This is a genomic window from Candidatus Sysuiplasma jiujiangense (assembly GCA_019721075.1).
Classification (GTDB): Archaea; Thermoplasmatota; Thermoplasmata; order Sysuiplasmatales; family Sysuiplasmataceae; genus Sysuiplasma; species Sysuiplasma jiujiangense.
The window spans coordinates 1-13,410 of the sequence record JAHEAD010000029.1; the positions used below are offsets into that span (position 1 = coordinate 1).

At 46.9% G+C, this 13,410-nt stretch carries 17 protein-coding genes; 6 read left to right on the forward strand and 11 right to left on the reverse strand.

What is annotated here, in order from left to right; translation table 11 throughout:
* Nucleotides 1-193: 193 nt before the first annotated feature.
* From KIS29_10590 to KIS29_10600, 3 genes are all read right to left on the reverse strand, one after another.
* A complete protein-coding gene (locus KIS29_10590; protein ID MBX8640771.1) occupies nucleotides 194-424 on the reverse strand; it encodes a transposase in 231 nt (76 codons plus the stop codon).
* 288 nt (nucleotides 425-712) lie between these two features.
* A complete protein-coding gene (locus KIS29_10595) occupies nucleotides 713-1,249 on the reverse strand; it encodes a hypothetical protein (protein ID MBX8640772.1) in 537 nt (178 codons plus the stop codon).
* Nucleotides 1,250-1,450: 201 nt separating this feature from the next.
* Nucleotides 1,451-1,693, reverse strand: a complete 243-nt coding sequence (locus tag KIS29_10600) for a transposase (protein MBX8640773.1) — start codon at nucleotides 1,691-1,693, stop codon at nucleotides 1,451-1,453.
* A gap of 98 nt (nucleotides 1,694-1,791) precedes the next feature.
* On the opposite strand from KIS29_10600, the gene KIS29_10605 reads away from it, so the two are divergent.
* Together KIS29_10605 and KIS29_10610 are read left to right on the forward strand one after the other, a co-directional pair.
* On the forward strand, nucleotides 1,792-2,313 hold the full coding sequence (locus tag KIS29_10605; GenBank protein ID MBX8640774.1) for a phosphate uptake regulator PhoU: 522 nt from the start codon (nucleotides 1,792-1,794) through the stop codon (nucleotides 2,311-2,313).
* Entirely contained in the window at nucleotides 2,267-2,506 is a 240-nt protein-coding gene (locus KIS29_10610) for a hypothetical protein (GenBank protein MBX8640775.1), read from the forward strand. Before KIS29_10605 ends, KIS29_10610 begins: the two co-directional genes overlap by 47 nt.
* A gap of 355 nt (nucleotides 2,507-2,861) precedes the next feature.
* Here KIS29_10610 and KIS29_10615 read toward each other — a convergent pair whose 3' ends face one another.
* Together KIS29_10615 and KIS29_10620 are read right to left on the reverse strand one after the other, a co-directional pair.
* Entirely contained in the window at nucleotides 2,862-4,337 is a 1,476-nt protein-coding gene (locus KIS29_10615; protein ID MBX8640776.1) for an MFS transporter, read from the reverse strand.
* Between the two features lie 390 nt (nucleotides 4,338-4,727).
* Complete coding sequence (locus KIS29_10620) at nucleotides 4,728-4,952, reverse strand: hypothetical protein (protein ID MBX8640777.1); 225 nt, start codon at nucleotides 4,950-4,952, stop codon at nucleotides 4,728-4,730.
* An 816-nt stretch (nucleotides 4,953-5,768) separates the two neighbouring features.
* On the opposite strand from KIS29_10620, the gene KIS29_10625 reads away from it, so the two are divergent.
* Both KIS29_10625 and KIS29_10630 read left to right on the forward strand, forming a co-directional pair.
* Complete coding sequence (locus tag KIS29_10625; GenBank protein MBX8640778.1) at nucleotides 5,769-6,380, forward strand: helix-turn-helix domain-containing protein; 612 nt, start codon at nucleotides 5,769-5,771, stop codon at nucleotides 6,378-6,380.
* Nucleotides 6,381-6,465: 85 nt separating this feature from the next.
* Nucleotides 6,466-7,122, forward strand: coding sequence for a thioredoxin family protein (locus KIS29_10630; GenBank protein MBX8640779.1), 657 nt, complete (start codon nucleotides 6,466-6,468; stop codon nucleotides 7,120-7,122).
* A gap of 13 nt (nucleotides 7,123-7,135) precedes the next feature.
* Here KIS29_10630 and KIS29_10635 read toward each other — a convergent pair whose 3' ends face one another.
* Together KIS29_10635 and KIS29_10640 are read right to left on the reverse strand one after the other, a co-directional pair.
* Complete coding sequence (locus KIS29_10635) at nucleotides 7,136-8,323, reverse strand: aminotransferase class V-fold PLP-dependent enzyme (protein ID MBX8640780.1); 1,188 nt, start codon at nucleotides 8,321-8,323, stop codon at nucleotides 7,136-7,138.
* Between the two features lie 48 nt (nucleotides 8,324-8,371).
* Nucleotides 8,372-8,857, reverse strand: a complete 486-nt coding sequence (locus tag KIS29_10640; protein ID MBX8640781.1) for a hypothetical protein — start codon at nucleotides 8,855-8,857, stop codon at nucleotides 8,372-8,374.
* A 233-nt stretch (nucleotides 8,858-9,090) separates the two neighbouring features.
* Here KIS29_10640 and KIS29_10645 point away from each other — a divergent pair, with 233 nt between their 5' ends.
* A complete protein-coding gene (locus KIS29_10645; GenBank protein MBX8640782.1) occupies nucleotides 9,091-9,660 on the forward strand; it encodes a DedA family protein in 570 nt (189 codons plus the stop codon).
* Between the two features lie 10 nt (nucleotides 9,661-9,670).
* On the opposite strand, the gene KIS29_10650 is transcribed toward KIS29_10645, so the two are convergent.
* The 3 genes from KIS29_10650 to KIS29_10660 form a co-directional block, all read right to left on the reverse strand.
* Nucleotides 9,671-10,429: an SDR family oxidoreductase gene (locus KIS29_10650; protein ID MBX8640783.1), complete on the reverse strand. Its 759-nt coding sequence runs from the start codon at nucleotides 10,427-10,429 to the stop codon at nucleotides 9,671-9,673.
* Nucleotides 10,430-10,472: 43 nt separating this feature from the next.
* Nucleotides 10,473-10,997 carry a gamma carbonic anhydrase family protein gene (locus KIS29_10655; GenBank protein MBX8640784.1) on the reverse strand — a complete coding sequence of 175 codons (525 nt, stop codon included), beginning with the start codon at nucleotides 10,995-10,997 and terminating at the stop codon, nucleotides 10,473-10,475.
* A 212-nt stretch (nucleotides 10,998-11,209) separates the two neighbouring features.
* Nucleotides 11,210-11,368, reverse strand: a complete 159-nt coding sequence (locus KIS29_10660; protein ID MBX8640785.1) for a hypothetical protein — start codon at nucleotides 11,366-11,368, stop codon at nucleotides 11,210-11,212.
* A 183-nt stretch (nucleotides 11,369-11,551) separates the two neighbouring features.
* Here KIS29_10660 and KIS29_10665 point away from each other — a divergent pair, with 183 nt between their 5' ends.
* On the forward strand, nucleotides 11,552-11,947 hold the full coding sequence (locus KIS29_10665; GenBank protein ID MBX8640786.1) for a hypothetical protein: 396 nt from the start codon (nucleotides 11,552-11,554) through the stop codon (nucleotides 11,945-11,947).
* A 79-nt stretch (nucleotides 11,948-12,026) separates the two neighbouring features.
* Here the strand turns inward: KIS29_10665 and KIS29_10670 are convergent, their stop codons facing one another.
* Nucleotides 12,027-13,259: an MFS transporter gene (locus KIS29_10670; protein MBX8640787.1), complete on the reverse strand. Its 1,233-nt coding sequence runs from the start codon at nucleotides 13,257-13,259 to the stop codon at nucleotides 12,027-12,029.
* Between the last annotated feature and the right edge of the window lie 151 nt (nucleotides 13,260-13,410).

Sequence of the window (13,410 nt, forward strand, 5' to 3'; positions counted from 1 at the left end):
AGGCGGGAGGTTACAGAGCCGTGTGCTCAGTGCCCGCCTGTGATTCAGGAAATGAACACCACATCCAACGGAATAAGTGGGTAAGTTTCGTGGAACGGTATTATGGAAGAGAATAAGGGCAAGGATAAGTACAGACGCGAACTGAACTTCTGGCATGTTGTATTCCTTTCAACCGGTGGAATAGTTACAAATTTCATAGACAGATATTCCTGCCTGTAAATTTATTTGGAAGCGAACGGAGACTATAGACTCCCGCCAGCCCCAGCAGCCTGATGTTCTGCACACCATTCATGTCGGCGTCGTCCGTGTGTCCACAGTGGACGCACATGAACACCTTGCCGCCGCGGCTTCGCCTGTCCCACTTGCCGCAGAACCGGCAGAACTGCGATGTCTTCCAGGGAGACACACGTCTCAGTTCAATCATAAAAGCAGTGGATGGATCTGCTTTAAGATCGTGTTGCTTTGCTACAATGACGTCGTGCTGCCCACGGGAACGGTCTTCGGATGGATCTGCTTTAAGATCGTGTTGCTTTGCTACCGTATAGTCAACAACATTCCATGCTTTCACCCTATTAATTGGATTTTGTACGGGGCTTTCTCACCCAGTTTTTATCTGACATTTAGTTCCGTTGCATATGGCACATTCGTATGTTTGCCACTGCCCGCAGCCCGGTTTACCTGTTCGTGCCCTCACAAAGGAGTTATTCGGGCGTTATTTTTTCACTCCGGATCTGATTATTGTCCCAGCGATAATCAGGCCGATTCCTGCAGCAATCGCCGCCAGTCCGATCATCTCATAATCAAGATTGAACTGTTCTTCCTTCTGCGCATTTATGAGGTAAAATGAAACATCAGTCGTGTTTTTGCCAAACATAGCCACATAGTACATTCCTGTCAGGTTGTTGTATATGTTTCCGGTCGAATTGAGGCTGAATGTCAAACCATCTTCAGTCAAATTATCGCTGTTTAGCGGCATAACACTTATCCACGAAGCCGTCGTGCGATTCAATTCTCCCAATGATGCGGCCGGAATGAGATACGCCGACTGATTCAGTGATTTGTTGAAGAGCAGCATGAGCACGTCCTGTCTGGTAAGGGTAAGTGCATTGGAGAGGTATTCATCCGGCCCCTTTAACGTCAAGCTGCCTGTAGATGTTGATGAAGAATCAATAAGCTGGGAGAGGGATGCAAAAACTATTATGCCGACTATGAAGAAGGCAATTCCCGGAATTAACAGTATTTTTCTCATTGTTTTCACTTCTTCATTCTGAAGCGGAACCAGTCAGAGCAGAGCGGGATGCTTACATTCGGAAGAGAACGTCCTGTGTTTCTGATAACAAGCGCTTCTCGCATTTATTCTTATCGAGAATGATCACTATCGGGAAATGATTCCGTGCAGACAGTGTACATGATCTTCTGTAGATTCCCTGCCCCTGTATCTTGCCTGCAGTCACTCCATAGCCTCTACGTTCAAGTACTTTCTTCCGGTCTGCCATTCCTCGTCTATGTCCATGAGAATGGACACTGCAAGACGGAGTAACGACCTGTCATTGGGAAGTGCTCCGATCTTGCGTGTCCTTCTCTTCAGCTCCAGGTTAATGCGTTCGAGCATGTTCGATGTGCGCAGCCTTCTCCACTGGCACTTCGGAAATGCAGAGTAGCTGTGAAGCGAGTCCCGAAAGCGGTCGAACATGTCAACGGCCCTTGTCTTTCCCTTCAGTTCGAGCAGCGTCCTGGCGTCGCTCAGCCTGGCAGGATCGTTGAGTGCGAGCTGTATGGCGTCGACAACATGTGGTCAAGGAGAGGATAAGGCAGTTCACAAGGATAGTAACGGGCGTGGAGATAATCGAGGAAACAGCGAACACAATAGTCATAAAGGATCTCACTGATCCGGCAGAACTTTCCCAGGAAAAAGGTGTCAGGAGACTCCATCTGATCGTTCCTTCGATGCATTCAGACGTCATGATTTCCCCGCAGAAAAAAGATCAGAGCCTCACGGAAGATGTCATAAACAGAGACTCTGACGCGGATAGAATATACTGGTTGATCATGAAAGAGCACAACGTTCTGGCAAAAAATTTCATGATGGCAGAAAAGCTGCAAATAAGCCCAGAAGAAAGCTCATCATATTTTCAGATGGTGCGGTATCTTGAGAGAATAGGAGATCACGCAGTACAGATAGCCAGATCGGTTATACTGCTCAAAGATTACAGCGTGCCGAAAGACATCATGGCGCACCTTAAGTCGGCACATGAACACGATCAGAATGATGGACGATGCTGTGGGCACATTCTTCAAAAGGGGTGTATCTGAAGCCAATCAGGTTATAGACCGGAGGGACAGCCTCAATAACTCGCTTGGAGTCATTTCCGCGGACATACGGAAGGTAAGGTCAGACGAGGCCGTACACCTTGCACTGATTGAGGAATCAATCCGAAGGGTAGCATATTATGCCACGGATATTTCTGAGATTACGATCAATTACTGCATGCTTGCTGACCAGTGAACTGAAAAGTACAGATCCATGAGTGGTCTGTCCCGGGCTTCCGGTATCTTCCTTCAGAGGACTGTTCTACATACGATCACGATCGGCGCAACACGAAGTCGGCCGCTTGCCGGTCGCAACTCAGGAATATGCACAGTGCCTGAGCCTTTCACGCATTCAGTTTGCAGGCGGATGCTCAGAATGCAACGTACCTGCCTGACATGAGTACTCATGGGCGCTAGCAACCGAATGCTTTTCCGTTCTCTCTTTCCGGGCACCACACTGTTACTGTCCGGGAATCTGTCCTGGATGCTTCGCACTGGAAAGAGATTTGGCACATTACCCGGTCTGCTTTCCGGTTTGTGCCATCGCGCGTTCAGTCGTTAATCTTGCTATTGGAGACGAGGTACCTGGATTCCCCAGAAATATCTTCGAGAACCTTCAGCTTCGGCTCAGGGAGTAATGCGAATGTCAGAACCAGACCAACAGCAGAGAAAAACGCGAGCAGAAGAAACAGACCGTTTTCTCCAAAGGCAGCCACTATCCCCAAATTCAGAAGAGTGCCGAGGAACGCGCCAGTTTTTCCACCCGCAGCCGCCATACCCGATCCCAGTCCCCTTGTCGACACAGGGAATACCTCCGGTGGATAGACAAAGGTTGTGACATTGGGTCCGAATTCTATGAAGAAGTAGCTTATGCCGTATAACGCAAGGAACGGCACTATCTGGGCCACAGATATCAGACCAGGAACAAAGGCAAGCAGGCCGAATGATACCGTCATTGCGGCGAATCCTATCATTTGTATCGGTTTCCTGCCGATGCGATCCAGTGTAAATGTCGCGATCCAGTAACCCGGAAACGCAGCAACGCCGAATATCAGTGCTGAAAGTTCGGTCGTCATTATGAGGTGATGGATGCCGGTAACGCTGCTGGGGACAAGGAAACCAAGCATGGAACTCGACATTATCGAATTCCCGTAGAGTGCCCAGTCCATCAGAAACCATGAGCCTGCGGTCCCTATGACCAGTGCCAGAAGCCTGAAATCAGTAAACAGATAATACCACTTTGTCTTCACTACAGGAACGTTGCTGTCCGATGCTGTACTCGCACTCACGCCGCCAATACCTGCGTAATTTTTCAGGTCCCTGGCAGCTTTCTGCGCATTTCCCTTTACCCCCACCGTATATTTTGGCGTCTCAGGCATCTTTCTCCTGTAGTAAATTACGGCAGCCGCCGGCACAGCGCCAAGGGCAAGAAGTACCTTCCACGCGATCGCAGGCGGCACACCTCCGAGAAGGAGACCGAGGGTAACAATCGGGCCCGCCAGCAGTCCCAGGCTCTGCATTGAAAAAACCATTCCGACGAGCATTCCACGTTTTTTGGTGTTGGAATATTCTGCCATGATGGTGGAACTCGTGGCATAATCCCCTCCTATGCCAATGCCCAGGAGGAATCTCCATGCTATCAGTATGGCTACACCGTTGACGGGAGTGAGAAAGGCGCTCCCGAGAGCGCCAAATACAAGCAGCACCAGTTCAAGGCCATAAACGGCCTTTCTTCCAAAACGGTCAAGAAGACGGCCGAATACGAGTGCACCAACAACAGCGGCTATTAGTGCCGTTGAAGCGATAAGCGAACTCTGGGCCGTAGTCAGCTTTGCCCAGCCTGCCAGGGGCAGGAGACCGAGCACAACACCTATGATAAACAAATCATAAGCATCAGTGAAAAATCCCATTCCTGCAAGAAGCCATGTCTTCAGATGAAATCCTGAAGTTCGTGCCTGGTTAATCTTGTTGAGTATCTCGTCTCTATCTGCAATTTCATCATTTTTGACGCCTTTATTTTCGGTCATCGGTATTAAGACAGCACTGCCGTGTTATCTAAACATATTCAGCATAGACTCGTTAGGCTATGTGCTGCTATATGCTCTATATAGAGAGGAGCGAGGTGTGGACGACCGGGTCGCCGCCCATTGCTTTTTCTCTGTTGAAATTTCACGAGATCGGCGGTGAGCCTCCTCCCGTTTCTTGCTTGTGTGCACACATCAGTGTCAAATCTTCTTGATCCGTTTTCGAAAGTGTGAACGACGGGAAATCTGCAGTTCGTACAGATGCGGGGTGCGGTATTTGTCGATTTGTGATAGAATCTTTTCGTGCCAGCTTGCTGTTGCTTTGTCTGCATTATCAGTTTCTGCGTCGCAGTATTGAGCCGCCTCGCGTTCAATAAAGGCAGTGGCGCACTTTCATGCTAAGAGGCTTTTCTGCACGTTCTGCTGGCAACAGTAAATCTGGATAAATTCGACCACCATTGATTGACGCTTCTTGTCATGACATGAGGCCACAGCCCCCATCTCCATTACGTTGTTCAGGAACCGCTCAAGGAGGGAAGCCATTCCCTCCCTGTTCTGTTCCAGAAACCCAATCATTATATCCTTCAGTTCAGTTGTTTCCATGCCTTGTGTTTTCATGTTTAACACTCCTAATGTTTTGCAGGAAGACACAGGGTCTAAAAGAATTTACAGAAAACGCTGTACACTACCTCCGTGCATGGACTTTGAGTTCATTAACGAGAACATTTAAGAAGGTTTTTTTTATCGCGTTAAACCCTGACTCCCGCCTTTTTGCTCTTCCGGGCACTAAAACATGGAGTTAAGAGTACCGAATGCGGTAACTGAGCGGACAGCATCGCCTACATTGCGTGACAGGCTTGTGTGGCACTTCAGTAAAGGGGCCAGGGAAAATGTGGCGCTGTAGTATCTCTCCAGGATTTTTGCTATTGAGCCTGATGACGCTTCCCTCTTTGCAATTGTATTGGAATGACATGCCGGGGAGCAGATTCATGCAGTCCGCTTCACATTACATCGCAAACCGTTTGGCGATGGTGTAAAACCGCAAGCAGAACAGCATAGAACATCTACCCAATTCACGGGCATCCAATCACTGTTTGAATGCATTCAAAGAAGGGGGACGGAGACGTTTCCATCAGGAAGGAATCCATTATCGCCGTGCGATGGCTCCTGTTGTTGTCTTTTTCAGTCATACTGATCCCACACTCCTGGAATGGTGTATTTCGAGATCGTCCTGCCAATTATGAAGAAAGATATAAATAAGGTGGTAGGCAATAAAAGTCTAATGCAGGAACGTAACAGGCTGAGGAAAATCGCTCAGATGCCGCAGCATCCGACAAAAACCAAGCTATTTTAATAGACAAACCCTGTGAAGCATGCAGATTGCAAAACCGGTAATCTAAATATATTTAAGATATTAATCATCTTATAAATTAAATGGTGAGGAATAAAATGGGATGTCTCGAAGCAACCATCGAACTTGAGAGATCAGACTGTGTTGTCACAAATTTGATATCTTCAAAACTTTCCGGAGCAGAAGTAAGCAGGCTGTCAATCGGAAGGGAAGTAAGCCTCCACCGTGTGATATCAGAAAATGTACTGGACATAATAACACAGTTGAGACAGGTATCAGAAAGCGTGAGAAAAGTTGGCAGCGATGCCCTTTGGGTTGAAAGCAAAAGTTGTTCGGCCTGCAGGTTTCTTTCTGATAAAGGAATTCCTGTGGTTTCGAGTAAAACGGTGGATGAAAAGCACGTACAATACAGGGTGCTTTTGCAGTCAAAGAGATCAGTTCAGCACCTTCTGGAAATGATGGAGAAGGGTGGATTGAGGCCAAGGCTTGTCGAGGTCGTCAACAACGAGCTCTATGAGTTGACTGAAAGGGAGAAGGAGGTTTTGCTTTTTGCATTTAACCATGGCTATTTCGACAGCGAGAGGCAATCCAGTCTTACAGATCTGGCACAGAGTCTCAGGGTGTCTCCATCGAGTCTCTCCGATGTGATGAGAAGGGGATTGAAAAAGATCGTCGCAGAGTATTTAAAGAAATGAAAGGCAAGTTATATTTTTACCTGGTATATTTTTTAATACCTGCTAAACAAATATTATTTATAATTCTCAAAGGCTTGTTATCGGCATGGAATTGATTAAAGACAAGGAAAGAACGAAGCTCAAGGAAATTTTCGATAATGAGCTGGAAAAGAACGTACGGATTGTGCTGTTCACTTCTAAAGACAACTGCGAATATTGTGATGATACGGCGGAATTGCTGAATGAGATTTCTGAGATTTCAGGAGGCAGGATAACAGTCGAAACGCATGATATCGAAGCAGACAGGGCTGTTGCCAAAAAGTACAGAATTGACAAGGCACCTGCAATAATAATACCGTTTGGTGATGTAGATGGAATGCGTTACTTCGGCATACCCGGCGGTTACGAGTTTATGAGCCTAATTGAAGATATGGTGGATGTGTCGAGGGAGAGAACCTCACTTCCCGATGATATCAGGTCGGAAATAAAGAAAATAGATACTGATGTGCATATCCAGGTTTTTGTGACACCCACATGCCCATGGTGTCCAAAAGCTGTCAGAACAGCGCATCAATTTGCAATGGAAAACAGCAAAATCACCTCTGATATGGTCGAATCCATGGAGTTTCCGGAACTCGCAGCCACATTTGAAGTAATGGCTGTCCCCAAGGTGGTAATCAATAACGGCACAACGTTCGAGGGCGCACTTCCTGAGCAAAATTTCCTCGACTACGTGAAGAGATCCATTTCGAATCAGGCGTAGTGTATTTGTCTGATCAGATAAACCTTTTAAGTTCCGGTATCAGCTTATCAACATCCTCCTCTTCATTGAAGCAGTGAATCGACATTCTTATGCCGCCGATACCCCCTGCGCCTCTGCACGAGAGGGCGAAGCCCCGTGTCGCGAGTTTGGCAACAATTTCGAAATGCTCTCGCCAGTTGTCTTTCAATCTGAACGTAAGAATCGAGGATCGCTCTGTTTTTTCGGAAGGAGATATAATTTTACCCCCAATGCCCTCTATTTTCTCTGAAGCGTATTCATACAGCTGATAAATTCTCTTCTCGACATTGTTTATATTCAGCTCGTTTAGCAATTGCAGCGAAACAGCATGAGCCGCAATTCCTGTATGATTCATCCAGCCGCCATATTCAAATCGCTTTGCTGTCCCAACCGCTTCACGCTCTTCAAATGGGTCATTTGACTCATCCGCGAAGTACGCCGGCCATCCTTTTTCCGGTTTCTTTGTGTTGTTCAGACTCGGATACGGCACTGCAAGTCGGTCAAAATTCCTCTGATTTACAAAGAGGACAGCCGAGCCAAATGGCGAAAACATCCATTTCTGTCCACCTGCGGCAACAAAATCAACATCATTTTTCCGAACATCGATGTTCCCTGCCCCCATCTGCTGAACGGCGTCAACGACAAGATAGCCTCCGGATTCATGGGTTATCTTTGCGATCTCCTTCAGATCTGCTCTGTATCCGTTCAGCCAGTTCACAGAGCTTATCAGGACAGCGCTCGTGTGCTCGTCTATCAGTCTGTCAAATCTTTCCGCTTCCACCTTTCCGTCGCCGCATTGCGCAATTCTCTGCTCAACACCCCTCTTTTTCCATCTTGCTCCTTCGAAACCGGCAGTCGGGAACTCTATGCTGTCCGTCACTATGTTTTCTCCCCTGGAAGGATTGATGCAGTTCATCGCGATCTGGAGACCCTGGGTTGTGCTGCTGCCTGCACACACGATTTCATCGGCATCGGCGTTAAGCAGTCTGGAAGCCTCTTTTCTCAGCTCGCCAGACTGTTGTTCCCAGAGCGCACTGACGTCGTTATCACTGAAATAATGAACGGAATCTGCCATCTCTTTCACTTTTTTCACTGCAGACGAGGGGGCCGGAGAAAATGAAGCCCAGTTGAAAAAAATCTTTTTGCCGAAAACTTCGAATTCCTCTCTTTTAAATCCGGACATGCCATGCCATAAGTTCAGCATGTCTTTATCGTTTTCATATGCCGGCCTCTACCTTTGCCCTCTTTTTCTCACTATATTGAATATATCGGCAAGTGCGAGCACACAGAAAATAAGTCCGATGATCAGTGTTATGAAAAAGAATATCTCAATGTCGCTGAAAATCGAAGTCGTATTGATTGTGGATACAGAATTTATGAAGGCAATGAGCATGAGAAGGATGCCGTTCAGTATTGTGAACAGGAAGAGCCTGTTTACCTGTGCGAAAATCGGCTGTTTAAGGCTCTCACCTGAAAAATGCGGAAGCATTGTCACCATGATGGCATAAGCAGCCAGGCCCAGCCCTATTATGGTACTGTAGACTGTAAGAAGTTCCGGCGTGTTGAAAAATGCTCTGAAATTTGACGAGGGGGAGTAAAGGCCAAACCTGCTGAGCCCCTTGTCCACCATAAGGAGCGTGAATATGAATGACACTATGAATGCGGTGCTCACCTTGTACAGGCTTTCAACTGTTCCTCTCATCCTGATTTGTGCCATGGGCTTAAGACAGAGCATCTCGATCTAAATTAAGTCTTTACTGTCGAATTACCAATTTCAAATAATCTTGATGTGCAGTATCAGCCTGTCCGTATCCCGAACGGGCAAGTTTAAAATATAGTCGATCAGCTATTATTCGCCAGAGTGGGTCGAACCTGTCAATACCGGCATTAATCATCTCCACAACAATTTATATTATTGTTAAAATCGGTTACCCCGGCATATTTGTTCTTATGCTTCTCGAAGGCATGCTTCTCCCTATACCATCCGAAGTCGTTATGGCTTTCGGCGGATATATGGTTGTTACAGGAGCCCTTCAGGCCCAGCTCGGAATTCCAGCAGTCATACTGCTGCTTTTATCCGGAACAGTCGGAAACGTTACCGGTGCCTCAATTGCATATTATATAGGCAAACTGGGAGGGTTGAGGTTCATAGAGCGCTATGGCCGTTACCTTCTGATTGATAATAAGTCTGTCATAAGGGCGCAGCGATTTTTCGATAAATATGGTTCTATGTCCGTGTTTGCGACAAGACTCCTTCCAATTTTCAGGACATTTATCTCTATTCCTGCCGGCATAGCGCAGATGGACATCAAAACATTCCTTGTATACACTTCACTGGGAACTTTGAGCTGGAATTCAATTCTTATCTATCTCGGATTCACGCTCGGAAGCAAATGGCAGCTTCTTCTGCCGTTTTTTGACTTTCTCACGTATGTTGTTGCGCTGGTAATAGTCGCATTTTTCATATGGTGGCTCTGCACAACAATCAAAAGAAAACACGTGGCGGCTTCGGCAAAGTAGCCGGCTGTTTTTACAACAGTCCTTTTCCTCCGTCAACAAGCAGCGTCTGGCCGGTTATGAACGATGCCTCGTCGGAAAGCAGAAATCTTACCGGACCGGCTATGTCTGTCGGTGTTCCCCATCTTCCCAGCGGTGTATCAATTTCTACCTCCTTCTTGAAATCAGGGTCGCGCCACCCCGACATGTTCAGATCGGTCATAACGAAACCGGGTGCGACACAGTTGACTCTCACCTCCGGTGCAAGATCCAATGCCAAACTTTTTGTGAGATGGGATACAGCGGCCTTGCTTGCCTGATAGGCATAAGCACCCCTGTCCGGGACCAGACCCAGAATGGATGAAATATTGACCACGCAGCCTCTGTTTTTCTTTAGCTGCTGAAACAGGCTTTTGATCAGAAAAATACCGGCCCTGAGATTCGTGTTGATCACACTTTCCCATTCGTTGAAATTCATTTCAGTCAGTCCGCTACCCGAGTAAATGCCAGCATTGTTGACAATTCCATACAGCTTTCCTGTTCTATCTTCAACCATCCGTGCAAGTTGCAGTACGCCCTGTCTCTTTGAAAGGTCTGCTTTCAATAACCGCTCCTCCCTTTTCCCCCCTATCTCATGTAGAAGAGAAAGTGCCTCCTTTTCGTTTTTATTGTAGTGTACCAGAACATCTGCGCCTGCCTCAGTCAATGAAAGGGCAACTGCTCTGCCTATTCCTCTGCTCGCACCAGTTACGAGAATTACTTTCTTCCGTAAAGTGGTGGAATTTCCTGCCATACCAAATAAAGCACCTTCTATCATGAATTCACTCTCTGCGTGGTCAGGCGATCTTTTCAAGATTGCCCCTGTACCTCCTGCAGAATGTATTGTAATTTTCTTTGTACTTTGTCCAGACGTCTCTGTATTCCTGCGTAATCTTACCGATGACTCTGGCCGGAACACCCACTGCAACAGACTCATCGGGAATTTCGGATCTTGCCTTCACCACGCATCCTTCACCCACCGCTGCCCATTTGCCGACGAGTGCGAAATCAGAAACCACAGATCCCATGCCGAGTGTCGCCCAGTCTGAAACCCTTCCTGTGTGGACTATGGAAGCATGCCCAAGTGTCACATGCTCTCCAATATCCGTTTGTTCGCCGGGTCTTGCGTGAATCACGCAGTTGTCTTCTACAGCCGTATATGCTCCAACATTGATTTTCCCGTAGTCTCCTCTCAAAACAGCACCCGGACCCACCCACACGTTTTCCCCTATCGACACAGCTCCAATGACTGTCGCGTTCTCGAATATGTATGCCGATTCGGCTATCTCTGGAATTCTTCCCTCAAACGAATATAAGGACATCGTATCTTCCATACAATTCATGGTGATTAATTTTTGTTTAGATGTAAAAATTGGCTCCGCACCGCTGTGAATCCGCGCAGTTGTCCGAATCTGCCGTTCATGTAGACGGGCGTACATCTGAGTGTTATAAGAAGGAATGACCGGAAAATCAGCGGGCAAGTACTTTTCCAGTTATTGTCTGAGACCTATGCAATCCGCAATAATTCCGGGTATCACTTGTCCTTGCTTGGCTCAAAAATTATCTCCATAGTCCCCTTCTTGACAACAACGCCGTCCTCAAAAGTGATTGTTTCTTTATCGCTCTTTACAATCCTTCCATGGTTTACGCCACATTTGCTTGCGACACTGCTGTCCGGTTTCATGTTCTGCATTAGTGCGACCTCCTGATCTTCATCAAATTCCTTTTTCTTGGTTCAGTCTGTGAACTCCGATCGGCTATAAGTGAATATTCTCCCTGATATTTTCCTTTTTGGAGTCGTGATGTTCCACCCTATGACCCTTTTTGAGAAAAACATTTATGATTCATAATATGTGGGTGCGGAATGTAATTCAACATGCAATTCAAAATTCAGATAGCAGGGCAGCAGCTGAAGCTTGAAATATGGTCACTCTTCCTGGGATCTGTAGTTGCAAGCGTCCTGCTACTGTATGCCGGCAGCCCATTTTGGCTATTTTTTACAGGTTTCATCTTCGGTACAATGTCCAGGCGCGGAATTGCAGATCTGCTGATAAACGGTCTCGCTTCTTCGGCATCCTTGCTTCTTCTACTCCTTTTATTAGGCCAATCCGGTGTACCGGGCATTGAATCAATGCTGCTGTTTCTTTCACAAAGAAGCTCAAGTATGATTTTGAATATTATGTCGATCATTGTGTTTCTGTTCCTTGTTTCAGGGCTGGGTGCAGTCTCAGGCTCGCTATTGCTGAAATCCAGAATTTTCCACCCGGCGTAATTTCAGAAACCCCTAAAGTCGTGACCCTGAAATCGCCGTTTTGCTCAGAAAAATAGCGCCATCTTCTCCTTGCCGCTTCTCAATGATAATCAGTCAATCGGCCCGAAGAGATTTTTTTCTTTGAAAAGATGAACAACACGGATGAGATGAATCCGAAAAGCGAGACTATCACCCAAATTAATAACGGTGAATGTGCAAGTGATGTCAGCAGGAATGCTCCGAAAACTATATACAACGGTGAAGTAAATGCATTTACTGCACTGTATGCACCAAAATATTCTCCCCTTCTGTTTGATGGCGCAATCTTTGAAATCAGCGTGCTTACCGCGGGACTGAATATGTTCTCTGCAATGGTGAGAATCGCAGTCGTGATGAGTATAAGATAGTAGACGCTGAACAGTCCAAACATTATGAACGATATCGCATAGATCAGCATCCCCGCAGCAAGCCTGTCAATATCGTGAAACCTGGCCATAAGCCTGTTTACCGGCATCTGGAAAAGAACGACAACAACCCCGTTCAGTGAATACATCAATCCAATCTGGGCCACTGACAGATGGTAACTGCCCGAGAGAAACAGCGTCAGCGTGGTTCCCCACTGCCCAAGGCAAACGGAAGCAACTACGATTGTGCCAATAATCAGCATAAAGGAACGATCCGCGGAAGGAAAGGATATCACACCCCTGCCTGGCGTGATCCGGATGTCCGCTTCATTCCTCACGTCTGTCAATGATTCCCTAACCAAGGCGAGGTAGACCAATTCCTCAATCAGATTGCCTGCGGTCGGAACCAAAAGCAAAAGGCTGTAACCAAGTGTCGACACGAATCCCCCCAGAGCAGGACCAAGTGCGAATCCAACGTTGGAAAAGAGACGCAGCAGGCTGAACGCTTTTATCCTTTCATTGGACTGCGTCAGATCGGAAAGGACTGAAGAATCAACAGTTCCCTGAAGCGTTCCTATGGGTGATGTGAAAATAAAAGTAAGGTAGAGTATCCATAGCTGTATTCCTGTGAATATTTCGATGCTCATCAGCAGGAAGACTATGGCTGAGAGCATAGGCAGGACAGTGAAGAGAGGACGCCTTCCGATTCTGTCTGCAAGGGTACCTCCCATCATGCTGAAAGGAGCAGCAAAGAGGTAACCCGCGGCAACAACCAGTCCTATTATGAAATAGCTGCTGTGCCGTAATGTCAGAAAATAAATCGGGAGAAGTATGATTGTGGAGGAACGCCCGAGCGTCCTTATCATATCTGCAAAGCATACTGCGACTATCCTGTCGGAGTTTTTACTGAAGCCAAGGAAATTGTGCATGTTTTGCAGGAGTTCAGAAACGGTCGGCTAGATAAAGATGGTACACTCCTCTCAGTATCTCCGATCCTTTTTATGTTGCCGATAGGCATGTCTGACTGGATACTTTTGCAGGATACGAAGTAAACGCCATCCGCTTCGCATTTCAAACAAC

What these genes read in the sequence shown, in the direction of transcription:
- KIS29_10610 (MBX8640775.1), top strand. Translation starts at nt 2,267, where the DNA reads ATGATGGACGATGCTGTGGGCACATTCTTCAAAAGGGGTGTATCTGAA.
- KIS29_10615 (MBX8640776.1), bottom strand. Translation starts at nt 4,337, where the DNA reads ATGACCGAAAATAAAGGCGTCAAAAATGATGAAATTGCAGATAGAGAC.
- KIS29_10590 (MBX8640771.1), bottom strand. Translation starts at nt 424, where the DNA reads ATGATTGAACTGAGACGTGTGTCTCCCTGGAAGACATCGCAGTTCTGC.
- KIS29_10655 (MBX8640784.1), bottom strand. Translation starts at nt 10,997, where the DNA reads ATGTCCTTATATTCGTTTGAGGGAAGAATTCCAGAGATAGCCGAATCG.
- KIS29_10665 (MBX8640786.1), top strand. Translation starts at nt 11,552, where the DNA reads ATGCAATTCAAAATTCAGATAGCAGGGCAGCAGCTGAAGCTTGAAATA.
- KIS29_10640 (MBX8640781.1), bottom strand. Translation starts at nt 8,857, where the DNA reads ATGGCACAAATCAGGATGAGAGGAACAGTTGAAAGCCTGTACAAGGTG.
- KIS29_10630 (MBX8640779.1), top strand. Translation starts at nt 6,466, where the DNA reads ATGGAATTGATTAAAGACAAGGAAAGAACGAAGCTCAAGGAAATTTTC.
- KIS29_10595 (MBX8640772.1), bottom strand. Translation starts at nt 1,249, where the DNA reads ATGAGAAAAATACTGTTAATTCCGGGAATTGCCTTCTTCATAGTCGGC.
- KIS29_10625 (MBX8640778.1), top strand. Translation starts at nt 5,769, where the DNA reads ATGGTGAGGAATAAAATGGGATGTCTCGAAGCAACCATCGAACTTGAG.
- KIS29_10600 (MBX8640773.1), bottom strand. Translation starts at nt 1,693, where the DNA reads ATGTTCGACCGCTTTCGGGACTCGCTTCACAGCTACTCTGCATTTCCG.
- KIS29_10620 (MBX8640777.1), bottom strand. Translation starts at nt 4,952, where the DNA reads ATGAAAACACAAGGCATGGAAACAACTGAACTGAAGGATATAATGATT.
- KIS29_10645 (MBX8640782.1), top strand. Translation starts at nt 9,091, where the DNA reads ATGCTTCTCGAAGGCATGCTTCTCCCTATACCATCCGAAGTCGTTATG.
- KIS29_10660 (MBX8640785.1), bottom strand. Translation starts at nt 11,368, where the DNA reads ATGCAGAACATGAAACCGGACAGCAGTGTCGCAAGCAAATGTGGCGTA.
- KIS29_10670 (MBX8640787.1), bottom strand. Translation starts at nt 13,259, where the DNA reads ATGCACAATTTCCTTGGCTTCAGTAAAAACTCCGACAGGATAGTCGCA.
- KIS29_10650 (MBX8640783.1), bottom strand. Translation starts at nt 10,429, where the DNA reads ATGGCAGGAAATTCCACCACTTTACGGAAGAAAGTAATTCTCGTAACT.
- KIS29_10635 (MBX8640780.1), bottom strand. Translation starts at nt 8,323, where the DNA reads ATGTCCGGATTTAAAAGAGAGGAATTCGAAGTTTTCGGCAAAAAGATT.